The 14964-nt window shown below is 40.5% G+C and carries 30 protein-coding genes; all 30 read right to left on the bottom strand.

The window, feature by feature from the left end:
* Positions 1–260: 260 nt before the first annotated feature.
* On the bottom strand, positions 261–737 hold the full coding sequence (gene rplQ / locus ACQ76V_RS15600) for a 50S ribosomal protein L17 (RefSeq protein WP_441001443.1): 477 nt from the start codon (positions 735–737) through the stop codon (positions 261–263).
* A gap of 17 nt (positions 738–754) precedes the next feature.
* Positions 755–1735: a DNA-directed RNA polymerase subunit alpha gene (locus tag ACQ76V_RS15595; RefSeq protein ID WP_441001442.1), complete on the bottom strand. Its 981-nt coding sequence runs from the start codon at positions 1733–1735 to the stop codon at positions 755–757.
* Positions 1736–1768: 33 nt separating this feature from the next.
* Positions 1769–2374 (bottom strand): 30S ribosomal protein S4, encoded by a 606-nt coding sequence (gene rpsD / locus ACQ76V_RS15590; protein WP_441001441.1) that lies wholly within the window; start codon positions 2372–2374, stop codon positions 1769–1771.
* 22 nt (positions 2375–2396) lie between these two features.
* Positions 2397–2795, bottom strand: a complete 399-nt coding sequence (gene rpsK / locus ACQ76V_RS15585; protein ID WP_441001440.1) for a 30S ribosomal protein S11 — start codon at positions 2793–2795, stop codon at positions 2397–2399.
* A gap of 17 nt (positions 2796–2812) precedes the next feature.
* The gene (rpsM, locus tag ACQ76V_RS15580; RefSeq protein ID WP_441001439.1) at positions 2813–3193 is read right to left on the bottom strand and encodes a 30S ribosomal protein S13; all 381 of its coding nucleotides are present in this window, start codon (positions 3191–3193) and stop codon (positions 2813–2815) included.
* A gap of 18 nt (positions 3194–3211) precedes the next feature.
* A complete protein-coding gene (gene rpmJ / locus ACQ76V_RS15575; protein WP_142716052.1) occupies positions 3212–3328 on the bottom strand; it encodes a 50S ribosomal protein L36 in 117 nt (38 codons plus the stop codon).
* A 25-nt stretch (positions 3329–3353) separates the two neighbouring features.
* Complete coding sequence (infA, locus tag ACQ76V_RS15570) at positions 3354–3572, bottom strand: translation initiation factor IF-1 (RefSeq protein WP_095607754.1); 219 nt, start codon at positions 3570–3572, stop codon at positions 3354–3356.
* 2 nt (positions 3573–3574) lie between these two features.
* Entirely contained in the window at positions 3575–4381 is an 807-nt protein-coding gene (gene map / locus ACQ76V_RS15565) for a type I methionyl aminopeptidase (RefSeq protein ID WP_441001438.1), read from the bottom strand.
* 1 nt (position 4382) lies between these two features.
* Positions 4383–5690, bottom strand: a complete 1308-nt coding sequence (secY, locus tag ACQ76V_RS15560) for a preprotein translocase subunit SecY (protein WP_441001437.1) — start codon at positions 5688–5690, stop codon at positions 4383–4385.
* A 25-nt stretch (positions 5691–5715) separates the two neighbouring features.
* Positions 5716–6180 (bottom strand): 50S ribosomal protein L15, encoded by a 465-nt coding sequence (gene rplO, locus ACQ76V_RS15555; protein WP_441001444.1) that lies wholly within the window; start codon positions 6178–6180, stop codon positions 5716–5718.
* Positions 6181–6211: 31 nt separating this feature from the next.
* Positions 6212–6736: a 30S ribosomal protein S5 gene (rpsE, locus tag ACQ76V_RS15550; protein ID WP_441001436.1), complete on the bottom strand. Its 525-nt coding sequence runs from the start codon at positions 6734–6736 to the stop codon at positions 6212–6214.
* Positions 6737–6747: 11 nt separating this feature from the next.
* The gene (gene rplR, locus ACQ76V_RS15545; RefSeq protein WP_441001435.1) at positions 6748–7110 is read right to left on the bottom strand and encodes a 50S ribosomal protein L18; all 363 of its coding nucleotides are present in this window, start codon (positions 7108–7110) and stop codon (positions 6748–6750) included.
* 15 nt (positions 7111–7125) lie between these two features.
* Positions 7126–7683, bottom strand: a complete 558-nt coding sequence (rplF, locus tag ACQ76V_RS15540) for a 50S ribosomal protein L6 (RefSeq protein ID WP_441001434.1) — start codon at positions 7681–7683, stop codon at positions 7126–7128.
* 18 nt (positions 7684–7701) lie between these two features.
* Complete coding sequence (rpsH, locus tag ACQ76V_RS15535; protein ID WP_441001433.1) at positions 7702–8094, bottom strand: 30S ribosomal protein S8; 393 nt, start codon at positions 8092–8094, stop codon at positions 7702–7704.
* 20 nt (positions 8095–8114) lie between these two features.
* Positions 8115–8384 carry a 30S ribosomal protein S14 gene (gene rpsN, locus ACQ76V_RS15530; RefSeq protein ID WP_441001432.1) on the bottom strand — a complete coding sequence of 90 codons (270 nt, stop codon included), beginning with the start codon at positions 8382–8384 and terminating at the stop codon, positions 8115–8117.
* A gap of 20 nt (positions 8385–8404) precedes the next feature.
* Positions 8405–8956: a 50S ribosomal protein L5 gene (gene rplE / locus ACQ76V_RS15525; protein WP_441001431.1), complete on the bottom strand. Its 552-nt coding sequence runs from the start codon at positions 8954–8956 to the stop codon at positions 8405–8407.
* A gap of 14 nt (positions 8957–8970) precedes the next feature.
* Positions 8971–9324, bottom strand: coding sequence for a 50S ribosomal protein L24 (gene rplX, locus ACQ76V_RS15520; protein ID WP_441001430.1), 354 nt, complete (start codon positions 9322–9324; stop codon positions 8971–8973).
* Positions 9325–9338: 14 nt separating this feature from the next.
* Positions 9339–9707, bottom strand: coding sequence for a 50S ribosomal protein L14 (gene rplN, locus ACQ76V_RS15515; RefSeq protein WP_441001429.1), 369 nt, complete (start codon positions 9705–9707; stop codon positions 9339–9341).
* A gap of 24 nt (positions 9708–9731) precedes the next feature.
* The gene (gene rpsQ / locus ACQ76V_RS15510; protein WP_441001428.1) at positions 9732–9995 is read right to left on the bottom strand and encodes a 30S ribosomal protein S17; all 264 of its coding nucleotides are present in this window, start codon (positions 9993–9995) and stop codon (positions 9732–9734) included.
* Positions 9996–10003: 8 nt separating this feature from the next.
* A complete protein-coding gene (rpmC, locus tag ACQ76V_RS15505) occupies positions 10004–10210 on the bottom strand; it encodes a 50S ribosomal protein L29 (protein ID WP_441001427.1) in 207 nt (68 codons plus the stop codon).
* A 22-nt stretch (positions 10211–10232) separates the two neighbouring features.
* Positions 10233–10655, bottom strand: a complete 423-nt coding sequence (gene rplP, locus ACQ76V_RS15500; protein ID WP_095607740.1) for a 50S ribosomal protein L16 — start codon at positions 10653–10655, stop codon at positions 10233–10235.
* 19 nt (positions 10656–10674) lie between these two features.
* Positions 10675–11409 carry a 30S ribosomal protein S3 gene (gene rpsC, locus ACQ76V_RS15495; RefSeq protein ID WP_441001426.1) on the bottom strand — a complete coding sequence of 245 codons (735 nt, stop codon included), beginning with the start codon at positions 11407–11409 and terminating at the stop codon, positions 10675–10677.
* 11 nt (positions 11410–11420) lie between these two features.
* Positions 11421–11795: a 50S ribosomal protein L22 gene (rplV, locus tag ACQ76V_RS15490; protein ID WP_441001425.1), complete on the bottom strand. Its 375-nt coding sequence runs from the start codon at positions 11793–11795 to the stop codon at positions 11421–11423.
* A gap of 6 nt (positions 11796–11801) precedes the next feature.
* Positions 11802–12101 (bottom strand): 30S ribosomal protein S19, encoded by a 300-nt coding sequence (gene rpsS / locus ACQ76V_RS15485; RefSeq protein ID WP_441001424.1) that lies wholly within the window; start codon positions 12099–12101, stop codon positions 11802–11804.
* Positions 12102–12107: 6 nt separating this feature from the next.
* On the bottom strand, positions 12108–12947 hold the full coding sequence (gene rplB, locus ACQ76V_RS15480; protein ID WP_441001423.1) for a 50S ribosomal protein L2: 840 nt from the start codon (positions 12945–12947) through the stop codon (positions 12108–12110).
* 14 nt (positions 12948–12961) lie between these two features.
* Complete coding sequence (gene rplW / locus ACQ76V_RS15475) at positions 12962–13252, bottom strand: 50S ribosomal protein L23 (RefSeq protein ID WP_441001422.1); 291 nt, start codon at positions 13250–13252, stop codon at positions 12962–12964.
* A complete protein-coding gene (gene rplD, locus ACQ76V_RS15470; RefSeq protein WP_441001421.1) occupies positions 13249–13896 on the bottom strand; it encodes a 50S ribosomal protein L4 in 648 nt (215 codons plus the stop codon). The genes rplW and rplD overlap by 4 nt, the downstream gene beginning before the upstream one ends.
* Positions 13897–13909: 13 nt before the next feature.
* Positions 13910–14542: a 50S ribosomal protein L3 gene (rplC, locus tag ACQ76V_RS15465; protein ID WP_441001420.1), complete on the bottom strand. Its 633-nt coding sequence runs from the start codon at positions 14540–14542 to the stop codon at positions 13910–13912.
* A 19-nt stretch (positions 14543–14561) separates the two neighbouring features.
* Positions 14562–14873, bottom strand: coding sequence for a 30S ribosomal protein S10 (gene rpsJ / locus ACQ76V_RS15460; RefSeq protein WP_095607732.1), 312 nt, complete (start codon positions 14871–14873; stop codon positions 14562–14564).
* Between the two features lie 14 nt (positions 14874–14887).
* Positions 14888–14964: hypothetical protein (locus ACQ76V_RS15455; RefSeq protein ID WP_422447782.1), on the bottom strand; the 77-nt coding region annotated here is incomplete at its 5' end.

Below are 14964 nucleotides of genomic sequence, written 5' to 3'. Positions count from 1 at the left end.
TCCGCCCCGCCTAAACGGGGCTGACAAGGGCTCGACGTGCGATCGTCTGTATGTTCTCAGTCTGTCAAAGAACGAATCCTCTTTAATTTTTTCAGCCTTTAGAGGTTGTTTTAGCGACTTTCTTTCCTGTCACTATCTTTTGTTTCAAGGCGGTGCAATGATAAGAACTTATTCCCTATAAAACAAATATTATTTCAAACTATTTTGTTCTTTTTGTTTGTGGGATAAGTTATCCAAAAAACGTTGAAATTTTGGAAAGATTACTCTTCTTCAGAAGCAGCGTTTTCTTTTTTCTGAGCTTCTGAAGATGAGGTAGCACTCTTGGATTTTCCGGCTCGTCGTGTACCCTTTTTCTTTTTGCTGTCTTTGGGTTTTATATCATTATAATCAACCAACTCAATGACAGCCATCTGGGCATTATCGCCAGATCTATAACCAAGTTTTACAACCCGGGTGTATCCCCCAGGTCGATCCATCGCTTTCTGGGCAACTTCATCAAAAAGATGTGAAACTACAGCTTTATCCTTAAGCTTTGAAAATACTTGCTGACGATTGTGAGAAGTATCTTCCTTGGCCTTCGTTATTAAAGGCTCAACAAACGTTCTAAGCTCCTTCGCCTTAGGTACTGTCGTTACTATTCTATGTTCTTTAATTAAAGCTACAGAAAGCGCACTTAGTGTTGCCTTTCGGTGCGATGATGTTCTACCGAGCTTTCTACCTTTATTTAAATGACGCATTACTTTCTATAATACCTTTAAGATTTATCTAAATACTTTGTTACATCCATTCCGAAGTGCAGATCTTTGCCTTCTATAACTTCTACTAATTCGGCTAATGATTTCTTACCGAAGTTTCGAAATTTAAGCAAGTCTTGCTCATCTCTTGCTACCAATTCACCAATTGTATTAATATTTGCTGATTTCAAGCAGTTATAAGAACGTACACTTAGGTTCAAGTCTTCTATACTTGTTTTCAACAAGTTGGTAATACGTTGCTTTTCTGCATCAACCTCTTCCTCTTCTTGGGTGAACGGCTCATCAATTTCTTCAGTGATAAACTTCTCAATATGCTCTTTTAGAATTTTACCTGCTATAGTAAGAGCTTCTTTAGAATTGATAGATCCATCAGTGGTTATATCCATAACCAATTTCTCATAGTCAGTTCGTTGTCCAACACGAACATTATCCACATCAAACTGTACCTGCTTGATAGGAGTATAAATAGCATCAATAGGAATAAGACTTACATCTTCATCGGTATCTACGTCTTGTTCCTCAGCCGGTACATATCCCCGACCTCTACCAACATGCAATTCCATTTCAATATCTGCATCATCAGCCATCGTTGCAATAAGCTGATCGGAATTAAGTACTTCATAATCTGCTGTAGCCTCAGAAATGTCTTCGGCTGTAAGTGCTCCTTCTCCAGATTTGGATACATGAATAATTCCGCTGCTCTGCTCGATCTGTTTGAATCGAACTTCTTTGAGGTTTAGGATTATCTCATAGACATCCTCTTTAACCCCATCAATGCTGGAATACTCATGTTCAACTCCATTTATTTTAACAGCATTGATAGCAATTCCCGGTAAAGAAGAAAGCAATATTCTCCTAAATGAGTTACCGATGGTAACTCCAAAACCTCGTTCCAATGGTTGTAATATAAATGTACCAAAGGTATCGGTTGCTTCTTCAACCTCAAGTGGTTCAGGCATTTGTATACTATAATTACTCATATCAATACGCGTTATAAACTAAATTAATTTAAATTACTTAGAGTAGAGCTCTACGATAAGCTGTACATTAATATTTTCAGGAATCTCTTCCATTTCGGGTACGTTCAAAAATTTACCCTGCATATCTTTCTTATCGATTTCTATCCACTTGTATTTACTGGATGGAGCATGTTGCAATGACTCATTAATAACTTCTAAAGTCTTGGACTTTGGTCGAACATTTACTACATCTCCAGGCTTAAGCTGATAAGATGGAATATTAACAACCTCTCCATTTACCACTATATGCTTGTGACTCACTAACTGCCTTGCCTGTCGACGAGTTCTTGCAAAACCTAAACGGTAAACCGTATTATCGAGGCGGCTTTCAAGCAATTGCAAGAGAATTTCTCCTGTTACACCGTCTTTAGCATTTGCTTTATCAAACAGATTTGAAAACTGTCTTTCAAGCAAGCCATAGGTATATTTTGCTTTTTGCTTTTCTTCAAGCTGAATAGCATATTCTGATTTTCGTGAATATCTGGACCGTCCGTGCTGGCCAGGTCCATAAGGTTTTCGTTCCAGCGCTTTGCTGGGACCAAATATTGGTTCTCGAAAACGTCTTGCTTTCTTTTGTTTTGGGCCTCTATATCTTGCCATGATTAACTAATAATTTACTTCGTTATACTCTTCGTCGTTTAGGTGGTCTGCAACCGTTATGAGGGATAGGAGTACGATCTTTTATCTCAGTTACTTCCAATCCACTTGATGCTAAAGCACGTACTGCTGCTTCACGTCCAGAGCCAGGGCCTTTTACAAATACCTCGACTCTTCGTAATCCCATTTCATACGCGGCAGTTGCTGCTGTTTCAGCACTTAACTGGGCTGCATATGGTGTATTTTTTCGTGATCCCTTGAAGCCTTCCTTTCCGGCTGATGACCAAGAAAGTGCATTTCCATTAGCATCAGTTACTGTTACCAAGACATTATTAAATGTTGCCTTGATAAAAGCCATTCCATTGGGATCTGAAAGCTGCTTTCTTCGCTTTTTCTTTGCAGATTTACGTTGTCGCTTTGCCATTTAATTATCTCGTTTAATTATTTTCGAGGAGCTGATTTCTTACCTGCAACGGTACGTCGCTTCCCTTTACGGGTTCGCGCATTTGTTTGAGTGCGTTGTCCTCGTACGGGTAATCCTTTACGATGGCGATTACCACGATAAGAACCAATCTCAATTAATCGTCGAATATTGGCATTCACCTCACTTCGTAATGCCCCTTCCACTTTATACTCATTGTCAATCTTTTGACGGAGCTTCGATACTTCTTCATCAGTCCAATCCACAACTTTGGTACCTCGATCAATATCAAGCTCATCAAGAATATCCTGAGCAGTTGACCGGCCGATACCATAGATGTAGGTTAGACCTATTTCACCGCGTTTATTTTTAGGTAAGTCTATTCCAGCAATTCTAGCCATAAAAACTATCCGAATTAATTATCCTTGCCGTTGTTTGTGGCGTGGATTCTTTTTATTGATTACATAAACACGACCATTGCGTCGTACAATTTTGTCGTCTGAACTTCTTTTTTTAACTGAAGATCGAGTCTTCATAACACTAAACTCTTTTAATTAGAATTTACTTGTAACGATACGTTATACGTCCCTTCGTTAAATCGTAGGGAGACATCTCCACAGCGACTCGGTCACCGGGAAGAATTTTAATATAATACATTCTCATTTTACCAGACACATGAGCTAATATCTCATGCCCATTGTCCAACTCTACACGAAATTGTGCATTGGGTAATGCTTCAATAATTTCGCCATCTTGTTTAATTGGCTCTTCTTTAGCCATTGCTAAATATTTGCGTTTATTCGACTTTTGGTTATCTCTCTAATATAATCAAAAGTACTTAAAATTTCAGCTTTTCCTTCTCGTACTACAATATCATGTTCGTAATGGGCAGAAACTTTACGATCGGCGGTAACAACCGTCCAGCCATCATCTAATGTTTCTACTTGCCATGAACCAAGGGTGATCATAGGTTCAATAGCTAATGTCATTCCGGATCGGAGACGCTCTCCTCTTCCGGACTTTCCAAAATTTGGTACCGAAGGATCTTCATGGAGCGATTTTCCGAGACCGTGACCTACCAAGTCTCTGACTATTCCAAATCCTTCATTCTCGCAATGCTGTTGCACAGCTTGAGAAATATCTCCAATTCTATTGCCGTGTATAGCCTTTTCAATTCCTTTATATAACGATTCTAATGTAGCACGCAATAAACGAATTTTCTCGTCTTCACATTCACCAACGGCAAATGTATAAGCGTGATCACCGAAGTACCCATTCTTTTCAACGCCACAATCAATGGAGACGATATCACCCTCCTTGAGCTCACGCTTATCACTGGGTATTCCATGCACCACTTCTTCATTAATTGAAATACACAAGGTTCCGGGAAACTCATTTCCTTTGGGTCCATATCCCTTGAAAGCAGGGCGACCATTATTTTTCTTTATAAACTCTTCAGCAACTCTGTCAAGTTTTCCGGTTGTTACTCCAGGCTCAATCTGTTTTGCCACCTTACCGAGCGTCCGAGAAACAATTTGCGCGCTCTCGCGCATTTTCTCAATTTCAGATTCGCTTTTAAGGTAAATCATCTTATGCTCTACGTCGGCCTTTCATCTTACCTGTCTTCATAAAGCCATCATAATGACGCATCATCAGGTGGCTTTCAATCTGTTGCAATGTATCAAGAGCTACACCAACAATAATTAACAAACTTGTTCCTCCATAAAAGAGAGCAAAGCCAGGGGTGACTCCTAACCGCGCTACAATAGCCGGCATAATTGCTATTATAGCCAAGAAAATAGAACCCGGAAGAGTTACCTTCGTCAATATATTGTCAATAAATTCAACGGTTTGATTGCCAGGCCTGACCCCGGGAATAAATCCACCTTGGCGTTTCATTGTGTCTGCCATTTCACGTGGATTAACCGTAATAGCAGTATAGAAATATGTAAAGAACACAACAATGATTCCAAAGATAATGGAATAGGTGATTCCTGTAAAATCACTCGACCAAGCAGTTAACATTTGCACGGTCTCATTATTGGGGAAAAATGTTCCGATCGTGCTTGGGATAAACATAATTGATTGTGCAAAAATAATGGGCATTACACCTGCAGCATTTAGCCGTAATGGCAGATATTGAGTAGTTCCACCGTACACTTTTCGGCCAACAACACGCTTTGCATATTGAACAGGAACTTTGCGTACACCTTGTGTTAACAGTACACAAGCAGCAATTACCAGAATCAATGCCGCAACTTCAACAAGTACAATAATTGCATTGCTCTTTGTGGTTACTTCGTTAATTAAACTGGCAGGCAATCGAGCAATAATACCAATCATAATAATAATTGAAATACCATTACCAATTCCTCGATCAGAAATTCGCTCACCGAGCCACATTACAAAAGTGGTGCCTGCAGTAAGGATAATCATCGAGGTTAAAACAAACGTAAAATTACTTACTACAATGGCATTGGGCGTTGTAGCCATCAAATTGATAGAAAACCCAATGGATTGAATCAAAGTTATTCCTACGGTACCATACCGTGTAAGTCTGTTTATTTTACGCCTACCTTCTTCACCTTCGCGCTGGAGTTTTTGGAAATATGGTACAACTGCCCCCATTAACTGTATAATAATCGCTGCAGTAATGTAAGGCATAATCCCAAGTGCAAATACCCCTGCACGAGAAAAAGCACCCCCTACAAACATATCAAACAAACCCAGCAAGCTTGATGCATTACCAGCCTGCTGTGTTAATTGAGTGGCATCAACACCAGGAAGTGTTACAAAACTTCCTATACGATAAACCATCAAGATGCCGATGACATAGAAGATACGATTCTTGAGCTCTTCTATCTTAAAGATGTTGCGAAAGTTTTCGACTATACTCATTTAGAAGGTGACTTATCTAATTCTCTTATTGATTATTATTTACGAACGTAATGCTTCCACCGGCTTCTTCAACTTTTTCTTGTGCAGATTTACTGGCATTATGAACTTCAATATCAATTGAGGCTTCAATGTCACCATCACCGAGTAATTTTACCAAGTCATTCTTCCCTGCGAGTCCAGCTTTTCGAATATCTTCAAGAGTAATCGTCTCTTCAAGTTTATCGTGCTCGACAAAGAGTTGAATTGTACCTGTATTAATAGCTACATATTCCTTTCGGAACTTGTTATTGAATCCCCACTTTGGAACTTTACGTTGTAAAGGCATTTGTCCACCTTCAAACCAAAACTTTTCTTTAAACCCACTTCGTGAGCGTTGTCCGTTGTGTCCTTTACCAACAGTGTGCCCACCTCGTCCTGAACCTTGTCCACGACCAATACGCTTGGCATTTTTTTTATTGGGTTCCGGGGCGTTTAAATTACTTAAATCCATTATCTTATCCTGGTTAAATTCCTTAGATCTATTAGCCTTCAAATACTTTATTCATAGAAATTCCTCGTCGCTCAGCTACTTCAAACGGATCGGTCAAATTCTTCAATCCATTATATGTAGCTTTAACCATATTGTGCGGATTTGATGATCCTACTGATTTTGTAAGGATATTTTGTAATCCAGCAATATCAAGTAATGCCTTAACAGGCCCTCCGGCAATAACACCAGTACCTTCTGATGCAGGTCGAAGTAATACCTCACCGGCACCTTCTTTTCCGGTAATAGTATGATAGATACTACCGGTTTTGGTCATTGGAACTCTAATCAGATTCTTTTTAGCGTTATCAAATCCTTTTTGGATGGCATCGGAAACTTCGTTGGCTTTACCAAGACCGTGTCCTACAACACCATCTTTATTACCAACAACCACAATAGCATTAAAACTAAAGCGGCGGCCACCTTTTACTACCTTAGAAACCCGGTTAATATGAACCAGCTTCTCTTCAAGGTTAAGATTTGTAGGCGTTATGTTATGTCGTCTTCTTATTTTAGGCATAATAATTCGTTTTAAAAGTCTAATCCACCTTCTCGTGCACCCTCAGCAAGTGCTTTCACTACGCCGTGATACTTATATCCGCTTCGATCAAACACGGCTTTATTAAGTCCTTTATCGTCGGCAAGTTCAGCAAGCTGCTCTCCTACTACTTTGGCGGCCTCTTGCATCGTCTTGTCTTTAATATCCACATTGTCTGATTCTGTGGATACAGCTGCCAAGGTATGTCCCAAACGATCATTAACAAGCTGTGCATAAATATGCTTGTTACTTTTGTATACGCATAAGCGTGGTCGTTCAGCAGTACCTTTTATAGTTGATCGAATACGGCGTCGTATTCTGTCACGACGTAATGTTTTTTTAATGTTCTTATCCATCGTAAATAATTCCTATTAAGCTTTAGCAGCAGATTTACCAGCTTTTCTACGAACCCATTCATCCTCATATCTAATTCCTTTGCCTTTGTAAGGCTCAGGGGGACGAAGCGATCGTATTTTAGCGGCAACCTGTCCAACTAATTCCTTGTTAATTCCTGAAACAATTAGTAAGGGGTTCTTTTTAGTCTTTGTATCAACCTCGAGGTCTACCCCGTCTGGTGCTACAAAGTAAATGGGATGAGAAAATCCTAATTGTAACTCAAGAACTCCATTACTTAAAGATGCGCGATAACCAACGCCAATAATTTCGAGCTTTTTCTTATATCCTTCTGAAACACCAATCATCATATTGCTGATCAGGGATCGATAAAGCCCATGCAGCGAGCGGTCAATTTTCTGCTCACCTGTTCTATTGACGATTAGTTCACCGTCCTTTTTCTCAATATTGATGCTAGGATCCATCTGCAGTGTATCACTGCCTTTATCACCCTTGAGGGTGACTACATTATCCCCATCAATGCTAAACTCAACATCTTCTTTTAATTCAATCGGTTGATTTCCGATACGAGACATAATTCTATTACCTTATTTTTAATAAACAGTGCACAATACTTCGCCACCCACTTTTACCTTGCGGGCTTCTTTATCAGTCATTACTCCGCGTGAAGTCGAGAGAATAACGATTCCCAACCCATTAAGGGCACGGGGAATATTATCAGCTCCACAATACTCACGAAGTCCCGGCTTTGAACGACGTTTCATCTTTTTAATAACCGGATGACCATACGCATCGTATTTCAAAAACAGACGAAGCATCCCCTGTTTTCCATCATCGATATTGATAAACTTATTAATATAACCTTTATCCAGAAGGATTTTGGTCATTGCACGCTTCAACTTAGACGCGGGAATATCTACCCGGCGATGTCCAGCTTGTTGAGCGTTACGTATTCTTGTTAAATAATCTGAAATTGGATCAAACATAGAAGTTCTTCGTTAAAATGTTACCAACTTGCTTTTCGTACGCCAGGAATCTTCCCGTCGAGTGCAAGTTCACGAAATTTAATACGAGAGATACCGTACTTGCGAATATAGCCGCGACAACGTCCCGTTAAGTTACAGCGATTATTCACGCGTGTAGGACTTGCATCACGAGGAAGCTTTTGCAGTTCTTCCCATTTACCTTCCTCTTTAAGCTTTTTTCGCTTTTCGGCGTATTTCTTTACCGTTCGTTTTCTTTTTTCGTTACGTGCTATCCAAGCTTTCTTAGCCATAATTATTTATGCTTGTTGATTTAATTTCGTTTCTGAAACGGCATTCCAAATTCCTTCAGCAAAGCATACGCTTCTTCGTCAGTATCAGCTGTGGTTACAAAGGTGATATCCATACCGTGAATATTATCAACATCATCAGTATTGATTTCAGGAAATATTGTATGCTCCTTCACACCGAGGGTATAATTTCCTCTGCCGTCAAAACTTTTATCAGGTACTCCCTGGAAGTCACGAGTTCGAGGCAACGCAAGGTTGATCAAGCGATCAAGAAACTCATACATTTTTTTCTTCCGCAGAGTAACCTTGCATCCTATAGGCATTCCATCTCTGGTTTTAAAATTAGAGATAGATTTCTTTGCCTTTGTGGTTACCGGTTTTTGACCCGTAATTGTGGCAAGGTTGTCGGTTACAGTATCCAATACCTTTTCATTTTCCACTGCTTCGCCAACACCACTATTTATAACAATCTTTTCGAGTTTGGGAACAGCCATTACATTTTCGTATTCGAACTGTTCCATCAGGTTCGAAATAACTTCGTCTTTATACTGTGTGTAAAGTCTTGCTTCTGACATTCTATAATTACTTCTTATTTATCAATAATCTCGCCACTATTCTTTGCATAACGTACCCATCGTCCACCGCTGTCATCTTCAATTCTTTTACGGCCAATACGCGTGGGTTCTCCGTTTGAAGGATCAAGTACCATTACATTTGATACATGAATGGATACTTCACGTTCAATACGTCCTCCCTGGGGATTATCCTGGGTTGGCTGATCGTGATGCACCCTCATATTTATTCCTTCAACTAATACGCGTTCCTTTTCGGGAAATACGGCTAAAATTCGGCCTTCTTTACCCTTATCGTTACCAGCGATAACTTTTACTTCATCGCCTTTTTTAACGTGTAATTTCTTTTGCTTGTTATTAGTACGTGGCATAATAAAATTCGTTTTTAAAGCACTTCTGGAGCAAGTGATACAATACGCATGTAATTTCGCTCACGTAATTCGCGAGCTACTGGTCCAAAAATACGTGTACCAACAGGTTCACTTTCTTTATTAATGATAACAGCTGCATTCTCGTCAAAACGAATGTAACTGCCATCTCGACGACGTATTTCTTTCTTCGTTCTTACAACCACAGCATTCACTACTTCTCCCTTCTTTACATTTCCTCCGGGGATTGCAGTTTTTACTGAGCAAGAAATAACATCGCCTATTCGTGCATATCGACGCTTTGAGGCTCCAAGAACTTTTATGCACTTGAGCTGACGAGCGCCGCTGTTATCAGCAACATTTAATTGTGTTTGTGCTTGTACCATTGCAGATTCCTAAAATATATCCAGTTATTTTGCTCGTTCAATTATTTCTACAAGACGCCAAGACTTTCGCTTAGAAAGCGGTCGAGTTGACATGATTTGCACCAAGTCACCTTCATTGGCCTCATTATTTTCGTCATGGGCCATGTACTTAGTCGTCTTTGTAATATATTTTCCATAAATCGCGTGTCTTACCTTTCGATCTACAGCAACAGTAATGGACTTATCCATTTTATTGCTAACTACGCGACCTTTCCGTTCTCTTCGTTGTACTCGTTCAGTTTGTGCCATTGTGTTAATTATTCAGCACTTTCTTCTTGTTGTTTTTCAGTAATAATCGTATGAATTCGGGCAATCTCGCGACGTGTCATAGTAACACGAGCGGGATTTTCAAGCTGTCCGGCAATTGCGCGATTAAACTTCATATCTTGCAATGCCTGCTTTTCATCTTCCAGCCGAGCCTTCAATTCAGCAATTGATTTTTCTCGTAGTTCGTGTGCTTTCATGATTTATCAAATACCTTGTTAATTAAGGTCCATCGTAATCACGACGAACAATAAATTTCGTTTTGATCGGAAGCTTATAGTCTGCGCGACGCATTGCCTCCCAGGCTAAATCTTCAGGTACACCAGCAATTTCAAACAGTATGCGCCCAGGTTTAACGACAGCTACATACTCCTCTACAGCGCCCTTACCTTTACCCATCCGAGTTTCAGCCGGTTGAGCAGTTTTAGGCATATCTGGAAAAATTCGAATCCAGGTTTGCCCATCACGTTGCAACTGCCGTGCAATTGCAATACGGCAAGACTCAATTTGCCGAGAAGTGATGTACTTCGGCTCCATTGCCTTTAAACCAAAATCACCGTAGGCAAGCGTATGTCCACGCTGAGCAGTACCTTTAAGACTGCGGCGGTGCTGCCTGCGGCGTCGTACGTTTCTTGGTTCTAACATGATCTAATTATTTACAGTATTAATTCTTATTTCTTCTACGTCGACGAGAGCGGCGTTTGCCACCTCCACGTCGTCCTCGAGAATCATCCTTCTGCTGGGTATGAGCATCTCCGGGTGTCAACTCAATATCACCGAGTATCTCACCTTTAAAGATCCAAACCGTAACACCAATTGATCCATAAATGGTATTCGCTGTGGTATTAAAGTAGTCAATATCAGCACGGAGTGTATGCAATGGCACACGTCCTTCACGATACTGCTCGGTTCGTGCCATTTCAGCTCCGCCCAATCGACCGGCGCAACGAATCTTAATTCCTTCAGCTCCCATACGCATAGCAGAAGAGATTGCTGTTTTCATTGCTCGTCGGAATGATATCCGAGCCTCAAGTTGCTGAGCAATATTTTGAGCAACTAAACTTGCATCCGTTTCGGGTCGTTTAATTTCACTTACATTAATTTGAACTTCTTTACTTGTGATCTTCTTAAGCTCTTCACGAAGAAGTTCTATCTGTTCACCGCCCTTCCCAATAATAACACCGGGTCGGCTGGTTTTGAGTGTAAGGAGTATTCGTTTTGGTGTTCGTTCGATTATGACTCGAGAAAGCCCTCCATTTTGAAGACGTGTGTGCAAATATTCGCGCAACTTGGTGTCTTCATATAAAATTTCGGGTTCATTCTCTTCGGAATACCAATTGGAATCCCAACCGCGAATGATACCGAGTCGTAAACCTACTGGATGTGATTTCTGTCCCAAGGTATTATCGTTTATTGATTAACTAATTCTTCTTTATTAGCCACAACTACTGTGATGTGACTGGTACGTTTGCGTATCTGATTAGCACGCCCCATCGCTCGTGGCTGTATGCGTTTCAGTGTCGCACCTTCGTTTACATAAATTTCTGATATATAAATCTCTTGGTTGTCAAGTCGAGCTTCCTGAAACTTGTCGCGAATGTTAGCAGCTGCTGACTTAACAACTTTGGCTACTTCATCTGCAGAACCCTTATTAGTAAATTCAAGCTTCTTAAGGGCTTTGTCTACACGATCTCCTCTTACAGCATCAACAACTAATCGAACCTTGCGAGGTGACCGTCGAAGATGTTTTTGAGTAGCTCTTGCTTTTAAAATTTCTTCAGCCATAATAGATTACATTCCTGGTTTTTTCGGTGCTTCTCGTGTTGCTTTAGACTTCACAGGGTGGCCACGGAACGTTCTTGTAGGAGCAAATTCTCCAAGTTTGTGGCCCACCATATCTTCTGTAATAAATACGGGTATAAATTGCTTCCCGTTATGAACAGCTAATGTCAATCCAACGAAATCAGGCGTAACCATAGAGCTACGTGACCATGTTTTGACGACATTTTTTTTGCCGCTTTCATTCATTGCATCGATCTTACGCTGCAACTTGTAATATACGTAAGGTCCTTTTCTTAGCGATCTTGGCATAACTAATTACTTTTTAGACTTTTTGCGACTTCGAACGATATACCGGTCCGAAAGTTTTTTGCGTTTCCTTGTCTTCAATCCTTTAGAAGATTGTCCCCATGGCGAACGTGGGTGTCCACCCGAAGCTTTTCCTTCACCACCGCCCATTGGATGGTCAATCGGGTTCATTGCAACACCACGAGTATGAGGTCGCTTACCCTTCCAGCGGTTTCGTCCCGCTTTACCAACAGAGGTATTAAAGTGATCGGGATTACTTGTAGATCCTACGGTTGCAATACAATTACCTAAAATCATTCGAACTTCACCAGAAGGCAACTTAACCGTTACATAACGATCCGTCTTGGCGACCATTTGTGCCACAGTTCCTGCACTTCTGCAAAGTTGTGCTCCCTGTCCCGGGTGCAATTCGATATTATGAATGTATGTACCGGGTGGCATATGCTTCATCGGCATTGCATTTCCAACATCTGGTTCAATACCTGATATTCCACTAATAATAGTATCGCCAACGCCTAACTTATCAGGAGCAATAATATAACGCTTTTCTCCGTCTGCATAGGCAACAAGTGCAATACGTGCCGATCTATTAGGATCGTATTCAATTGTTTGAACTTTTGCAGGGATATCGTGCTTGTCGCGATTAAAATCAATCTGACGATAACGACGCTTATGACCTCCACCACGATGGCGGGATGTCATCCGTCCCTGCTTATTTCTTCCACCGGATTGACCTTTACCCTTCACAAGCCGTTTAACAGTCGGCTTGCTAACAGTCACATCATCAAACACAGGAGAAATTCTGTGTCTTGAGCCGGGTGTAGATGGTTTTGATTTCTTGGTAGCCATTGAACTATTTGTTTCTAAATTTCACTAAAGAAGTCTATTTCGCCTTCTTTCAGAGTTACAATTGCTTTCTTCCAAACTTTCTCTCGGCCAACAATATAACCACTCTGGGTATAACGCCCTTTAGGCTTGGAAGGCATAATCATTGTGTTAATCTTCTTAATCTTAACATCCGGATATCGATCCAACACTGCATTCTTGATATCCGATTTTGAAGCATGCTTATCAACTTTAAAAGCATACTTGCCTTCTTCCTGAAGCCGAGTAAGTTTTTCAGTAATTAATGGTTTCTTTAATATTTGTTTCATGCTACAGCCTCCTCAGCAGATTCAATAGATCCTTGCAGTACTTCAATAGCACTTTTTTGAATTAAAATGACATCAGCATCAAGAATCTGATATGTCGTAGGTTTGTTTGCTTCCAATAATTCTACATCTGGAATATTACGTGCAGATTTATAAAGAACCTTATCGGTATCTGCAGTCAAAATAAGAACCTTTTGTCCTTCTATATCCAGACTCTCAAGTATACCAGCAACTTTTTGTGTTTTTGGCTCATCAAAAGAAAAATCATCCACAATCTTAATAGCTTCATCAGCTGCTTTAGCAGACCAAGCGGATTTACGAGCCAGTCGTTTTGTCTTTTTAGATAGTTTAAAAGAATAATCTCGAGGACTTGGTCCAAACACCGTTCCACCACCTTTTAACAAGGGGGAACGAATGGAACCACGTCGTGCCTGACCTGTTCCCTTCTGGCGATAAGCCTTACGGCCACCACCACGAACCTGTCCACGTTCTTTTGTATTGGATGTTCCTTGGCGCTGATTTGCCATATATCGTCGAACATCCTCGTAGATAGCAGTTTCATTGGGCTCTATTCCGAAAATAGAATCAGCCAGTTCAATCTGATCTCCGCTATCTTTACCTTCAGTTGTAAATATCGGAAGCTTCATTAGTAATTATTTCTTACTGTCTATTGTAAATTTCAACAAATCGTCCATTAGGACCGGGTATTGAACCGGTAACCATCATCAAGTTTGACTCACTAAAAATTCTGGCAACCGTCAAATTCTTAATTTTGTTACGTTCATTACCACTTCTGCCGGCCATCTTAATTCCGGGAAAAACTCGAGCCGGATCTGATGCCTGACCAATGGAGCCTGGATGACGCTGCCTGTCATGCTGGCCGTGCGTAGCTTCACCGACACCACTAAAATTGTGTCGCTTAACTACACCAGTAAATCCTCTTCCTTTTGAGACACCCACAACATCAACAGTGTCACCAATGCTGAATACATCTTCGATATTCAACTCATTTCCGAGCTCAGCATCTTCAGGAATAAAATCTCTGAATTCCTTAATGTATTTTTTAGGCGCTGTACCGGCTTTTTCAAAATGTCCTTTTAACGGTTTTGAAGTACTTTTCTCCTTTTTATCAAAAGCAGAAAGCTGTACAGCTTCATAGCCGTTTTCCTCATTTGTTTTGATCTCCGTAATAACATTGGGATCAACTTCTATAACCGTAACGGCATAATTCCTACCATTGTCATCAAAGACATTGGTCATGCCAATTTTTTTTCCTATCAAACCACTACTCATTGTTCAGTGATTATAAATGTTACACTTTAATTTCTACGTCCACACCAGAGGGTAACTCCAGCTTCATTAATGCATCTACAGTTTGCGATCCGGTCGAAAGAATATCGATCAAACGTTTGTGAGAACGATACTCAAACTGCTCTCGGGCAGTTTTATTAACGTGCACCGATCGGTTCACTGTAATAATATTTTTCTTCGTAGGGAGTGGTATCGGACCCGATACCACAGCTCCCGTTGACTTTACTGTCTGAATTATCTTTTCAGCCGATTTGTCGATCAAATTATGATCGTACGACTTAAGTTTAATTCTGATTTTTTGTTGAGTAGCCACTTATCAGAACCTTTTTATTCTATAATTTCAGTTACAACACCGGCGCCTACCGTGCGGCCGCCCTCGCGGATCGCAAAACGCAGACCTTCTT

The organism is Fodinibius sp. SL11, from assembly GCF_052060035.1.
Lineage (GTDB): Bacteria > Bacteroidota > Rhodothermia > Balneolales > Balneolaceae > Fodinibius.
The sequence above is the reverse complement of the archived record's forward strand: the minus strand, read 5'-3'. Positions and strand labels throughout refer to the sequence as shown.